Genomic DNA, 13837 nt, shown 5'->3' on the forward strand with positions numbered 1-13837 from the left:
TTTAAAAAGTTAAGTTAAGTCCCATTAAGTAATTTCTTGTAGAAGGATTATTAGTTCCTATGATTGGCTGACGATTTTGATATCCGCTTACAGCCTGATTTTCATTACCCAAAGAATTAGGTTCCGGATCCATTCCTGAAAATTTATGATAAGGAGAGAATAGGACAACCGGATTGGTAACTGTAAAGTAGATTCTCAAACTGGTAATTTTCAAATCTTTCAGGAAGTCCTTATTGACATTATACCCTAAAGTAATCGTTCGGAGTTTGAGATAAGATGCGTCAAACATTGCCAGTGTAGAAGAATATTTTGGATTATCCCCACTTAAGTGACGTCCAGGACGCGGAAAATAAGCATCTGTATTATTTTCTGTCCAATAATCAACATCAACATTATTGCCACGACCTGTTAATCTGTTAAGATAACCTGCAGATCCATATATTGAACTTATCAGAATTCCCCCATGTTGAAAAGCACCCACGGTACTTAGCTCGAAATTTTTGTACGCAAAGCGCATATTAAATCCTCCCTGAAACTTCGGAGCTGTGTCAAAAATCTGCCTGTCATCGGGTCCAATTGCTCTTATAGGAGTACCATCCGGGTTATAACCTCCTGTGTAAAGTACCTTAATAGAGCCAACTACATCACCAGAAGTTCCCGGCTCCAAAATACTCTGATAAGGATCACCTGCCTGCCAAAGACCTACATATTGATAATCATACAATGAATTTATATTATGTCCTACAAACCATAAGTTATTTACATCACGTGTAGTTCCGGAGGCAAGAGATAAAATTTTATTTCTGTTAGTATAAAAATTAGCACCTGCTTCCCATGTAAATCCGTCAGGGTTGTCGATTATAACGCCATTAACACTAATTTCGAAACCCTTATTTTCCGTCTCTGCAACATTGGATATAATAGATCCTATAGCCGTTGATGATGGAAGGTTTTTCTGAGTTAAAAGATCAAAAGTATGTGTTTTGTAATATTCCACACTACCTGTAAGGCGATTATTAAATAATCCAAAATCCACCCCGTAGTTTTGTGTTTTTGAATATTCCCATCCAAGATTAGGATTCGGAGCCTGGCTTACATAAACTCCCGTACTGTTTGTAGTCCCAAAATTGTAAGGAGTAACAGTAAGTGCCCCCAACGTAGAATATGGATTCACTGCCTGGTTGGATGTTTGGCCCCAACCTGCTCTAAATTTAAGAAGATTAAGTATTTTAATATTCTTCATGAAAGCTTCATTAGTAACGTTCCATCCCAATGATAGTGCAGGATAGGTATGCCATTTATTACCGGGGGCAAGTCTTGAAGATCCATCAGCACGAAGAGTTGCAGTCAGCATATATTTGTTATTAAATGTATACATTACTCTTCCCATCGCTGAAAGCAGGCCGGTCTGCCAATATATTTGATCCTCCGGCCTCACTGTAATATCTGCCTGTGGAGATTGCCCTAAATTATAATATTGAAAAAAATCCGCCGGAACATTTTTCGCGCTCATATAAGAACTCGTATATCTATTTCCTTCAGCGGAATACAATGCTACGGCATTTATTTTATGCTTACCAAAAGTACGGTCATATGTTAAGAGATTTTCTAAAACCCAATGATAAGTCTGATTATTTCCTCTCCCTGCAGAAGATGGTCCTGCTGGATTGGTATTAAACACTCCAACTCCCGTATAGTTTCCACTGTTTGAGGTACGATAATCCAAACCTACATTTAATCTGTATTTTAATCCAGTCACCGGCAGATTTAATTCGCCATAGAGATTATTATACGATGCAAAAGATTTCGTTTCATCAATATATTTATCACCTAAATTTTCTAAATTCTTACGGGTATAAATCCAGCTCTGATCAATACCTCCTGCCGTGCTCATTAAAGTTTTCAAACTTCCATCAGCCCTGTAAGGACTAGCAATTGGAGAGTATCCCAAAACTGCTCCAGGATTTACTCCATTTCCTTCTGATACAGAATAATTGGTATTAGTGGTAAATCCGAATCGGAAAGCTTTACCCACTTGTTGGTCAATGGCTGTACGTAAGGCAAATCTCTCATAACTTTGGAGAGGAATTAATGCATTTTGTTTAAAATATGACAAGCCCACATTATAATTTCCCCCTTCAGTACCTCCTGAAACACCTACATCGTGGCTGGTTATCATTGCCGGCTTATAGTATAAATCCTGCCAGTCTGTATTGGTATTGTTATTCTCATCGACACCATTAGTATATAATGGAGTCGTATTACCAGCAGGAATAGCATAGGCACGAAGCTGAGCAAACTTTGGTCCATCCATCATCGGATATTTCGAAAACAAAGTCTGTACTCCTGTAAAGGTATTGTAGGTCAACTTGGGCTTTTGACCTTTAGATCCCCTATTCGTGGTTACTAAGATAACACCATTCGCACCTCTTGATCCGTAAATTGCCGTTGCCGATGCATCTTTTAAAATATCAATGCTCTTAATATCACTTGAACTGATGTCTCCTAATGATCCGACAAAAGGAATTCCGTCTAAAACAATTAATGGGTTATTATCTCCTGTAAGTGATCTGGTTCCCCTTATGCGGATCTGCATTGCGGCTCCCGGTTTGGTAGAGGTTTGAGAAATATCAACACCTGCTGTTCTTCCTTGTAATGCCTGGGTAATATTTGCAGATGGTACCTCTCGTAATACATCTCCTTTTACAGAAGCAACAGATCCTGTAACAGATTCTTTTCTTTGTGTACCATATCCAATAACAACAACTTCATCTATCTTTTTCTCTTTTGTTACCGTATCTTTTTTAACCTGGGAATAAACCACGCCTGAGGGTAGTAAAGCCATTGCAAAAAATAGTGCAGCTTTATTACTACCAAAATAAAATCGGCTCATAATTATTATTTTTGTGTGTTAGGTTTTAATAAAAGGCTATTAATAATTAGAGTGGTAAAAACCTTAGTGTTTAGCAGCCTTTTATTATGTATTATATATGCATATTTACAATGGCTTCAAACAACTCCTGTTTTCCACTTTTTGCTTGAGGTTCACCTATTTCATGGGCAATTCTCTGAAGGTCTTCCAATGTAAGAGAGCCATTTTCAAAAGCCTTTCCATTTCCATTATCAAAAGAAGAATAACGATTCGTACGTAATTTGTTATAATCTGAATTCTCAAGAATGTCAGCTGCTGCCAAAAGTCCTTTGGCAAAAACATCCATTCCTGAAATATGGGAGATGAATAAATCTTCAGCATCTGTAGAATTTCTTCTGATTTTAGCATCAAAATTTACCCCGCCATTTCCCAGTCCTCCTGCAGGAAGAAGTACCAACCAAGCCTGAACCATATCATAATAATCAATTGGGAACTGATCAGTATCCCACCCATTTTGATAATCTCCTCGGTTGGCATCGATGCTTCCTAAAAGTCCAGCATCTACTGCAACCTGAAGCTCGTGCTCAAAAGTATGTCCGGCAAGGGTTGCGTGGTTAACTTCAATATTTAATTTAAAATCTTTATCCAATCCATAATGTCTTAAAAAGCCAATTACTGTTTCAGAATCGTAATCGTACTGATGCTTGGTAGGTTCCATCGGTTTTGGTTCAATTAAAAAAGTTCCTTTAAAACCTTGCTGACGGGCATAATCTCTTGACATTGAAAGAAAACGCGCTAAATGATCTTTTTCACGCTTCATATCCGTGTTTAAGAGACTCATATATCCTTCTCTCCCACCCCAAAAAACATAATTTTCTCCGCCTAATGCAATGGTTGCATCGATAGAATTTTTAACCTGAGTTCCCGCGCAAGCTACCACATCAAAATTTGGATTGGTAGATGCACCATTCATATATCTTTCATGTGTAAAAACATTAGCTGTTCCCCATAAAAGTTTAATTCCAGTTTCTTTTTGTTTTTCTTTTGCGTATTCCACAATGGCCTGAAGGTTTTTTTCATAGTCTTTCCAGTTGTTGGCAGGATCTACTAAATCAATATCGTGAAAACAATAGTAGTTGAATCCCATTTTAGACATAAATTCAAAGCCAGCATCCATTTTTTTCATAGCCCTTGTAAGGGTATCATCTCCCATGTCCCAAGGGTGATGAATTGTCGGTCCTCCAAACGGATCACTTCCATTTGCACATAAAGTATGCCACCAGGCCATTGCAAAGCGTGTCCATTCTTTCATAGGTTTTCCCATGATTATTTTGTCTTCATCATAATATCGGAATGCAAGCGGATTTCGACTTTCTTTTCCTTCAAATTTTATCTTTTCGATACCTTTAAAAAATTCTTTTGTTTCTGTTAAAGTGTTCATATTTATTTGATTATTTTTTATTTGTTTTAAATTTGGCGTAAGGATTCTCTTCTCACTGATTAGAAAGACTCAGTGAGTACCTACCTTATAAGGCTCTGGTGTAAGTGTCTAGATTATTTCGTTAAGATGACTTTTCCATCTGGCATAAGCTTCAAAATATTGTTCTTGTTTTTCATGTTCAGGTTCTATCACTGCTATTCTCTCAAGTGAATAAAACGCTTCTTTAGAATCTGAATAAAAATTTATTCCCATTCCTGCAGCTCTTGCAGCCCCAACAGCTCCATCGGTGTCATAAAGCTCAATGACCGCATTACTGATACTGGAAAGTGACTGACGAAAAATTGAACTCAAAAACATATTTGCATTCCCTGCACGGATTACCTGAATATCCATTCCAATATGTCTCATGATATCCATTCCGTACTCATAAGAAAATACAATACCTTCCTGCGCTGCACGCAGAATATCTCCTTTTGTGTGTATATTGAAATTAATTCCATGAATCGAACAACTTGTATCTTTATTTTCCAAAACTCTCTCTGCACCGTTTCCAAAAGGAATGATGCTTAGCCCTTTTGAGCCAATTGGTGAAAGGGAAGCCATGTCATTCATGTCTCCATAAGAAGAAAGGGAAGTCGCAAAGTTATGTTTCAACCAGGAATTTAAAATTCCCGTTCCATTAATACAAAGCAAAACACCTAGTCTGATTTGCTCAGCTGTATAATTAACATGAGCAAATGTATTAACCCTGGATAACCTATCGTACTCAAGCTGATCAAGAACGCCATAAACGACACCTGAAGTTCCTGCTGTAGAAGCAATTTCTCCCGGATTGAAAACATTCAGGGAAAGGGCATTGTTGGGTTGATCTCCCGCCCTATATGAAATTGGTGTACCTTCTTTTAGACCTAATTCCCGAGCTGCCTCTTTAGACACTGTTGCCTGAATACCAAATGTTGGTACAATTTCTGGAAAAAAGCTTTTTGGAATACCATAATAGTTAATTATATCTTCAGAAATGCAATGATTTTTAAAATCCCAGAAAACTCCTTCAGAAAGACCTTCGATTGTTATTCCAATGTGATTGGAAAGTCTCATTGCGATATAATCTCCGGGAAGCATAATTTTATCAATTTTATCAAAAATTTCAGGTTCATTTTCCTTCACCCAGGCTAATTTTGAAGCGGTAAAGTTTCCTGGTGAATTCAAAAGATGTGACAGGCATTTTTCTTCGCCTATTTCTTTGAATGCCTTCTCCCCGTATGGAACGGCACGGCTATCACACCAAATAATAGAAGGTCGCAAAAGATTTTGATCCTTATCTACTAAAATCAAACCATGCATTTGCCAGGTAATCCCAATTCCTTTTATATCTTCTGCATTGATTCCGGATTCATGCATTACAGCTTCGTGGGCTAATTTCAAATTTAACCACCAATCCGAAGGATTCTGTTCAGCCCAACCCGGATTGACAGCTATAATTTTCATCTCCTTTTTTGGAGAAAAGTCTGATGCAATAATCTTTCCACTGGATGCCTCAATGAGACAAACTTTTACGGAAGAACTGCCAATGTCATATCCTAGTAAATACATAATTCAAAAAAAGGTATTGGTATTATTTTATTAGTCTACTGTTATTTTTCTTGTACACTTTAGCATCAAACCTGTAATATCTTGCCGCCCGATGGGAAACATTGGTCTCTATCTCTTCAAGAGGTATGATATAACTGAAGGATGAAATCTTTTTATGAAAATTCTTAATATCAATCTGTTTTTCACTTAAAGCACTATACAGTTGATAGAGCTGTCTTATCGTAAATTTCTTGGGCAGCAATTCAAAAATAATAGAAAAGTCGGATTCTATCCATTTTCTGATTTCTATCAATGATTCGCTGATAATTTTATTATGATCAAACGGCAGCGATGGTACCTCATCTATTGGATGCCAGTCTACTGTACTATATTTTGTGCTGTTTATTTTATGATCTATTTTGCAAAGAGATAAATATGCTACGGTGATTATCCTGTCTATGTCATATTTATATTCTTTGTTCATCCAACTTATATCATCCTTACTGCTCGCACGTAAAGGATCTGCAAAGCATTTGAACTGCTTAAGTACCATTTTTTTAATCCCTGTTAATTCATGTAGAACTCTTTGTGCTGCATCATCAACATCTTCATCACTAAATATCAGGCTCCCTGGTAATTTTTTCTGTCTTTCCAAAGGAAGTTCAGCAATATGGCGTTGAACCAATAAAATGTTGAGTCGGTTATCGTAATCGAATCCGAAAACAACACAATCAACAGAAACATAAGTATGAATAAAGTTTGGGCTCATTAATTGTTAACATTTACGTAACATCACAAATATAAAAATTCAGTCGAATAAAAAAAATAAAAATTGCACTAAGCATTGCTTATCAACATATTACATATCGATTTTTAATGATAAGAATACCGTAAAAAATATGATAAGGTTATCATTAAATTTACACCTATTAAGATTCCAAAGCATACAAAAACAAATAATTATAAATTGCTATTACAAAAATTCTTAGGTTATTTTTTTAGTTTTTATTATGATAAGAGTTTTGGAAAAGGGCAGATTATTTTTTTTAAAAAAAGTGTAAAATCAACACTTTTAAATACTAAAAAGTGACAATAAAAACGATTTTATTTTACCATTTCTGCATACAAGACTCCGTATAATTATAAAAAAAGGAAATTCAACTTAAAAAATTAATTGTTTTTTAGACTAAAATACACCACATAATGTATGAGAAAAGTCTCGTCAATGATTTTTATATTGTAAATGATTTTCTAAACATTTTTAGTTGATAAGCTTAAGAAAGTTCATAATTAATAATATGATTAAGAGTAAGTCTTTCTAACATTAGCCTGGTCTTGTACCTATTCAATATTATTTTTCATTCGAATCACAAGCAATAGTATGGCTATTGATCAAAAGCCCTCTCAATAACTTAGACATTTAAAATTAAATGGTCACAGTTTCATCAATACAAACAATGTGAAGTGTTTTCAATACACTGATGCTTTAGAGTAAGTCCTCAAGTGTGTTTCATTAAATATTCTTTTTGTTTCCTATATTGAGAAAATGGGAAGTTGTACTCTTGTAATTACTCTATTTTTTTTTATATTTACGCTCATTTAGTAAATTGAATTAACAATAAAACTGTTTATTTTTGGAACTATTTTAGGAAAGATTAGATATTTGTAAAATTAAAGATTTACAAAAAGAATTGGATTAAATATGAGTAATCAAAACAGTAATTGGATTAAGGGGAAACCAAAAAAAACGAGTAACTATTGGGAAGATGAATGACAAGAATTAAGGAATAACGCAATGTTATTTACTGTTACCCACCCATTATCAATCCATAGAAAAACCTAATCCTCCAATTATCACTTATTAAAACAATCCTTACTCAGCGGACGGATATGCCTGAAAAGCCTTCAGGAAAAAATAAAACTCATTTTTGATTGAGTCTCATGGTTATAGTTTGATCCCCGGCCACAGCCGGGGATTTTTTTATAAAAAAGAAGCCCTTCTAAACAGAAAGGCTCGGAAAGACAATAACATAGTTTTTATAAATTCTCAAGTAAAGCTTTCCAAACAACAGGAAGCTAATAAAAAACCTGGAAACTAATGAAAATATTGGGCAAATCATCTATCAAAGTGTTTGAAGATAATTACGTCTTGGTTACAAACAACCAAATGGCGCCACTTAAGACAAGTGACGCCATTTTTATTTACTTTAATAATACTTACCAGATTGGTATTTTTCAAAAATAGATCAAGTACGAACAGTACTATTTAAGCAATATTCTTAAAAGGCCTAGTTCATCGCTATGAATTTGAACTTGAACAATTGACAGGATGTACCATAATAATCCCAAAGTCGCAAGTTCGAATTCCCATCCATGGTACAGTCGGGCACATCCCAGCCACGAGTAGCATCTACCTTTGATAGAATTTTGTAGTAGCCATTAGCTACAGCCACTACCTGCCAGGCCTGCGCATCATTACCATAGTTCTGCCAGAGCCGGATTGAAGTTCCCAGTGTATTGCTATTACTGGCTAGATCAATACAGCGATTTGTTGCGCTGGCTTTAGACACAAAGCGCCAGTAGCCATTGCCTGCATCAATGGCTATCCACTGCTGCGCTGCAGCACCATTCCTCGTCCATGGTCTTAACACTGCGCCATTGGTATCCTCTCCTGATTTTAGATCAAGTACTTTATTGGCGTCGGTCTGAAACTCGATCTCGTAAATACCATTATTAACCAGACTAGTTGCATTGCAATTTGCAACAGGATAGTTGGAGGCCGCATATTGTTGAAACCACTGTTTGCTTGGGGCAGCGCAGGCTTCCCAATTGTTACTAAAGGCCGTTCCAGCATTAGGGTCGCCCTTGTGGAGCAGGTCATCCGGGGCAAGGAGGTTCCAACTCACATTGCCTGATTGATCCGCGATATATTTTAGATTCGCACCAAATCCGTTTCCGCCTGCCGTACCGGTTGTGCCAATACCGAATGTACCATATCCCTGAGGCGCCCAGTCGGTTTCGGTAATGGCGATCGGAGCAATGTCTGCAATCGGTTTAACATTGGTATTCCAGCCATTTTGAAAGGACTGATAATTGTTGACACCACCCCAGTAACCTGGGTAGATATGAACGGCATAGCCAATATTACCGCCTGTGATTGGATTGGTAACGTAACCTTGGTAATGCGATTGCCATCCCGTGCCTGGTATCCAGCAGACATTATTTGCACCATTGTTACGAATGATATTGACCAATGGCTGGAAGAAATTTTTAAGCGCCGCAAAATGTTCGTTTCCTGTGGTACCCCATACCCCATTTGTGCCAAGGATTTCAACAGGTTCATTGGCCAACTCAAACATCACATTGTCAGCATTTTTTAAGCCCGGATGTTGCGACAAAAATGTCCATACGGTTTTAAGGTAACTATGATAGGCATCGTTTACAGCAATGCGATTTGGACATACACCCGGTGGGCGTAGGATGACATACATTCCTCGGCTCCGGGCATGGTCGATCAGTGGGATAATCACCTGATTCGTATAAGTTACCAAGCGGTTATAATTGAATCTTGAGATATCGTTCTCTGGGATAGATGGGCCGGGATCATTGGTCCAATAAGGATCGATATGGAGGCGAATATAATTGAGATACCAGCCATCAGCGGTGCTGCTGAGCTTGTCAATGACTGCTTTGTTATAATTCAAAGCTCCTTGTACATTGTAATTGTCCCAGGTACAGTAACCAGAATTGGCGCCATATTGACAGCCATTGAACCAGGGACTGGGTGTTATGGCAACCCCATGTAAGACAACATTATTGCCGCAGGGATCCTTGAGGTTCCTGCCACCGACATGCAGGGATGGTGTCACTGCCAATGCAGATGCATTGGCTCTTAGGTTTCTTTCAGATTCTTCTGGTAAAGTTTTTTCTTCCATCCTGGAGCAGTTGGAAAGAATGGTTAACAGAAAAACCAGAAGTAACCACATTTTGTTTGTTCTCATAATTTAAATATTTAAGGGTGATTCATAATTTATTTTTTTTACCATCGATGCCCGACTCCAATCGTGCGCAGGAATGTTAGACAGATATGTGAAATTTAATCTTAATTGGATTGTTGTAATTACCAGACTTAGAAAATTCTGGATAGAGGAATTAACGTCCTTATACCGCACCAATTTCTTGGGAGGCATACTAAAAAATACACGTAAGCATGAGATTGTGAAAATTCGAATTTTCATTAATAACAATTATTAGTTTATTATAAAAATATGTAAATTATTAAATATAAAACAATGTTTTATTAAAAATTAACACAAAAAACTCATATCATAAATAAAATAATTAATAGATAGTCACAATACTTTATATAGCGGGGAAAATAAAAGGATCTTATCATAAATTTCATTAAGATGTTAATCACAAAAAGATGAAATAACTATTTACTTTGCTAAAATTTTATTCATTAGCTCAAAAAAAACTCGCAAAAAAAATGAAATTTTATAATATTCATCTTCAAGTCAAGATGTAATGTGTAGATATGTAAAGTTTACAGATATTGATATAATAAATGAAGTAAGGAGCATTTGTTTCCTATATTGGAGTGGTGTTTCACCACAACTGTCATAAACTTACTAACTTTTAGAGAAAAACAATGTTGCTGAACTGAATATTTGTAAGCATTATCACATTTTTGAAGTCGTAGAAATTCATGCCCTAATCTGCTAAAACCTCTTTGCAAAGAATCATAACTGCAGAACTTTCCCAACTTGTGTTCAGTCTTCACCCTAATAGAAAATGCATATAAAAATGGCGTCACTTAAAGATAAGGACACCATTTTTTATATTTAAATTGATAACCAATTAACAATCCATTTTTTCACTGATTTTTTTAATATTATTTCTTTATTAGCTCAATCGCATCCTTAATTCCACCACCTGCAACTTCAAAGAAAGATGGACCTGCCAAGAGATATACTTTTTCCAGTTTTTTTGTTTTGGAAAGGTTATGCTCTCTTAAATAGATCTCCGAACGATTGGCCAAAACAATACCTTTAACCACGTTTCCGGCTACCAGAGCTGTTGGAGAATCAATTCCTGCATCTTTTAAGTCACTGGCAAAGGCAAAGTTGGTCACATCTAATCTCAAAGCTTCCCTTGTCGCAACCTCTGCTACTGAAGTCATCAATTCCGGAGTGAAATTGTTACGATCTCCCAAACCAATTAACAATAGTTTTTTCGCTGACATAGAACCTACAGGAGGCGTAATCAATAATGTTTCCAAAGCATGTCCATTAAACTGACCTGATTGTCTTATTTTCGTGAATTCGCCTTTCAGAGCTTCATCCAAATGTACCAAACCATTTAAGTTTGCTGGCAAAGCCTGAGCACTGTGGATGTCGTTATCTGTATATTCGAAAACACAGGCAACCTGAAGCTGAGCATTGGCGGAAGATGGCCCCTGAACCAATCCTATCATTGAAATTCCGTCAACTGAGCCCCAATTTTTGGATGTTCCAATGGCTGTGGTTTTTGCAGACACATTAGCCCTAGTTGTATTCGTTTGTGCAAATGTTAGGGTTGAAAATGCTAATCCTGCAATTAATAATGATTTGCTAATGGTATTTCTTTGGGTATTTTTCATAATATTTATGTTTTCAAGTTTTTTAACAGTTTGTATTGGCTGATTATAATTTTGTTTTATGCTATTCAAAGATAGTTTTAGAACTGAAACCCGGCATTGATGTGAGATAACTAATATTTTTTTATTCATTTAAAACTGAAGGACAATCCTTGAATCGATAAACGATCCGTCTTTGTCATTTCATTTTGCGGTTCGTTTTATAATTGCCAATAACTTCAAATTTACGTATTGGGTCAATCTGATTTATATACTTTCGTAAAGCTAATTCTGCCGCTGATTTAAAATTCATTATATTATTTCGATATCCCTCTGATCGTTTTTTGAGATTAACCTAGCTGAAATTTTCTATATCAGATGATCCCTGAATTCTTTTTATAATCAACATTCTTAACCGATCCTCATGCTGATCCGCCCATTGGCCTAAAACACCAATCACAGGAATCAAACTTTTACCAAATTCTGTTAAACTATATTCTACTTTTGGAGGTACAACCGGATAAATTTTCTTTGTAATCAATTCGTGATCTTCCAATTCTTTTAACTGAATATTTAAAACCCTTCTTGTGGCATCCGGTATCTTACGTTGCAATTCACTAGGTCTTTTATGCCCTTGATCAATAAACCAAAGCAGACGTATTTTCCATTTGCCGTAAAGGACTTCACCTATCAGATCAAGACCGCAGTTCAGGTTCGGTATTATTTTTCTCTCATACATATTGTAAATTTAAACGTATGTTCGAATTTGTACAATAGGGGAATAATTTATCCCTATGTGAATCGTAATTCCGTACTTGTGCAAACTGTTTTTATACCCCAATTTTGTTCTATAAACAATTCTAAAAATGGAACAATTTAATTTCAACAATGAGTTATCAGGTAAGATTGCCTTAGTAACAGGAGGTACGAAAGGAGCCGGAAAAGCAATTGCAGAAAGGCTTTTACAAGCTGGTGCAACAGTTGTTGTTACTGCAAGAAACGCACCGGACAAAGAAAGCAGCAAGTTGCATTTCATTCCCTCCGATTTAAGTAAGTCAGAAGGCGCGCAAAAAGTAGTCAGCGAAGTACTATCAACCTATGGGAGGTTGGATATCCTGGTAAATAACCTTGGTGCATCATCAACGCCTGCCGGTGGCTTTTCAGCATTGAATGATGAGGATTGGATTTCAACCCTACAAGCAAATTTACTTGCTCCTGTAAGGCTTGACAAGGGATTTTTACCCCAAATGATCGATCGAAAAAACGGTGTTATTATTCACATTGCATCAATACAGGGTAAGCTCCCTTTGTATGATTCTACTTTGCCTTATGCAGCTGCAAAAGCAGGATTAATCAATTACAGTAAAAGTTTATCAAATGAAGTTACGCCAAAAGGTGTTCGTGTACTTACTGTTTCACCAGGATGGATTAGGACAGAAAATACCAAAGTATGGCTGGAAACGATTGCCCAAAACTCTAATATTTCCATTGAGGAGGCTCAACAAGATGTTGTGGATGCACTTGGTGGAATACCTTATGGCAGACCTGCCGAACCGGAAGAAGTAGCTGAATTAGTTGGTTTTCTTGTTTCACCAAGAGCCCATTATTTAACAGGAACAAATTTTGTCATTGACGGTGGAACCATACCCACGATTTAATAACCTCAAAAATAAATAATAATGAACTTACCGAAAGTAGTATCAGATTTAGTAAAAACACAAAACAACTTTGATAGCGTTGCTTATGCAAATTGTTTTTCCGAAACAGCCGTAGTTTATGATGAAGGTAAAACGTACAAAGGACGAAAAGAGATAGAACATTGGATTGCGGATGCCAACGAGCGATACCAAGCTACAATGCAGCCCGTAAGCTTTGAAGAAACAGAAACGGGAAGCGTTTTGAAAGCAGAAGCTTCAGGAAAATTTAACGGAAGCCCTATTGTGTTGAGTTATCATTTAGAAATAGCTGATGAATTGATACAGTCATTGAAAATTACTGGATAAAAAACGGCTAAAAATTTAGCCGTTTTTTAGAATGGCAAACCATTTTTTGAAAGCGATTTTTATCGTTTTTTGAGATTTAGATATTCTATTAGTAACGTTTTTTTGGGGTGCAATATTGAGACATTCAAGAACCATTCGTTCAAATTTAAAATTTCTTCTCCCAATATTGCAAAACCCTTGTTAAAATGCCATTTTATTTCCTGGAGGTTCTTTTTATTTTGTATTTTTACAAAAATCCAACAATATTCCCATAACAGGAACTAAAATGATTGTGATTATAAAAATCCAAAGCCAAGTAAGTAATGCCATTTCACTTGTTTCTGTTTTTAGCT

The 13837-nt window shown here is 36.3% G+C and carries 9 protein-coding genes; 2 read left to right on the forward strand and 7 right to left on the reverse strand.

The genetic code is table 11. The features are described 5' to 3' along the window. Position 1 precedes the first annotated feature (1 nt). The 7 genes from J7E44_RS04510 to J7E44_RS04540 form a co-directional block, all read right to left on the reverse strand. Positions 2-2893 carry a SusC/RagA family TonB-linked outer membrane protein gene (locus tag J7E44_RS04510; protein WP_214826002.1) on the reverse strand — a complete coding sequence of 964 codons (2892 nt, stop codon included), beginning with the start codon at positions 2891-2893 and terminating at the stop codon, positions 2-4. Between the two features lie 91 nt (positions 2894-2984). Further along, on the reverse strand, positions 2985-4313 hold the full coding sequence (gene xylA, locus J7E44_RS04515; protein WP_214826004.1) for a xylose isomerase: 1329 nt from the start codon (positions 4311-4313) through the stop codon (positions 2985-2987). Between the two features lie 108 nt (positions 4314-4421). Next, a complete protein-coding gene (locus tag J7E44_RS04520) occupies positions 4422-5906 on the reverse strand; it encodes a xylulokinase (RefSeq protein ID WP_214826006.1) in 1485 nt (494 codons plus the stop codon). A gap of 22 nt (positions 5907-5928) precedes the next feature. Then, on the reverse strand, positions 5929-6654 hold the full coding sequence (locus J7E44_RS04525; protein ID WP_214826007.1) for an NUDIX hydrolase: 726 nt from the start codon (positions 6652-6654) through the stop codon (positions 5929-5931). A gap of 1519 nt (positions 6655-8173) precedes the next feature. Next, positions 8174-9886: an RICIN domain-containing protein gene (locus J7E44_RS04530; protein WP_214826009.1), complete on the reverse strand. Its 1713-nt coding sequence runs from the start codon at positions 9884-9886 to the stop codon at positions 8174-8176. A gap of 893 nt (positions 9887-10779) precedes the next feature. Further along, positions 10780-11526: a M17 family peptidase N-terminal domain-containing protein gene (locus J7E44_RS04535; RefSeq protein WP_214826011.1), complete on the reverse strand. Its 747-nt coding sequence runs from the start codon at positions 11524-11526 to the stop codon at positions 10780-10782. A gap of 331 nt (positions 11527-11857) precedes the next feature. Then, a complete protein-coding gene (locus J7E44_RS04540; RefSeq protein ID WP_214826013.1) occupies positions 11858-12241 on the reverse strand; it encodes a winged helix-turn-helix transcriptional regulator in 384 nt (127 codons plus the stop codon). A gap of 127 nt (positions 12242-12368) precedes the next feature. Here J7E44_RS04540 and J7E44_RS04545 point away from each other — a divergent pair, with 127 nt between their 5' ends. Both J7E44_RS04545 and J7E44_RS04550 read left to right on the forward strand, forming a co-directional pair. Then, complete coding sequence (locus J7E44_RS04545) at positions 12369-13160, forward strand: SDR family oxidoreductase (RefSeq protein ID WP_214826015.1); 792 nt, start codon at positions 12369-12371, stop codon at positions 13158-13160. A gap of 21 nt (positions 13161-13181) precedes the next feature. Continuing rightward, entirely contained in the window at positions 13182-13505 is a 324-nt protein-coding gene (locus J7E44_RS04550) for a nuclear transport factor 2 family protein (protein ID WP_214826017.1), read from the forward strand. Positions 13506-13837: the final 332 nt, after the last annotated feature.

It is taken from the genome of Chryseobacterium sp. ISL-6 (assembly GCF_018613715.1).
Classification (GTDB): Bacteria; Bacteroidota; Bacteroidia; order Flavobacteriales; family Weeksellaceae; genus Chryseobacterium; species Chryseobacterium paludis.